The following is a 725-nucleotide window of genomic DNA, read 5'->3' as shown; positions in this document are numbered from 1 at the left end:
CTGAGGTGGTGCCGGTTTCTGAGACAGGGGCATAAGGTGGATCGACCGATGAAAAGGACGATCCAGCATGAAGACACGCAGACGGTTTACGGCCGAGTTCAAGGCCAAGGTCGCGCTTGAGGCGATCCGCGGCGAGCGGACGATTTCGGAGTTAGCCACGAAACACCAGCTTCATCCCAACCAGATCACGCAGTGGAAGCGGCAGGCCATCGAGAACCTGGCCAAGGCGTTCGACGACAAGGCTTCCGACGCACAGGTCGGCCGGGAGGCCGAGGTCACGAAGCTGCACGCCAAGATCGGCCAGCTCGTCGTCGAGCGCGATTTTTTGGCCAAAGCCTTCGATCGCTGAGCCTGGATCGGAGGAGAATGATGATTGATCCCGATCACGAACGGCTCTCGATCCGTCGCCAGTGCGAGCTGGTCTCGATCTCGCGAGCCTCGTTCTACCGCCAGCCCGCTGGCGAGAGCCCGGAGAATCTTGAGTTGATGCGTGTCATCGACGGGGCCTTCATGGAAACGCCCTGGTATGGCTCGCGTCAGATGGCGCGGCACCTGCGTCGCCAGGGCTGGTGCGTCGGCCGCAAGCGTGTCCGGCGGCTGATGCGCAAGATCGGCCTGTCGCCGATCTACCAGGCACCGAGGACCAGCGAGCCGCATCCGCAGCACCGCATCTATCCCTACCTGCTACGGAATCTGGCGATCGAGCGACCAGATCAGGTATGGTG

At 62.2% G+C, this 725-nt stretch carries 1 pseudogene; it reads left to right on the top strand.

From position 1 onward, the window contains the following. Window positions 1-67: 67 nt before the first annotated feature. Window positions 68-725: pseudogene (locus QPR87_RS23550) on the top strand (IS3 family transposase); the annotation flags it as partial.

The sequence above is a fragment of the Paracoccus sp. SSJ genome (assembly GCF_030234105.1).
GTDB lineage: Bacteria > Pseudomonadota > Alphaproteobacteria > Rhodobacterales > Rhodobacteraceae > Paracoccus > Paracoccus denitrificans.
Note: the sequence above shows the minus strand (reverse complement) of the source record. Positions and strands in the feature narration are given on the sequence as shown.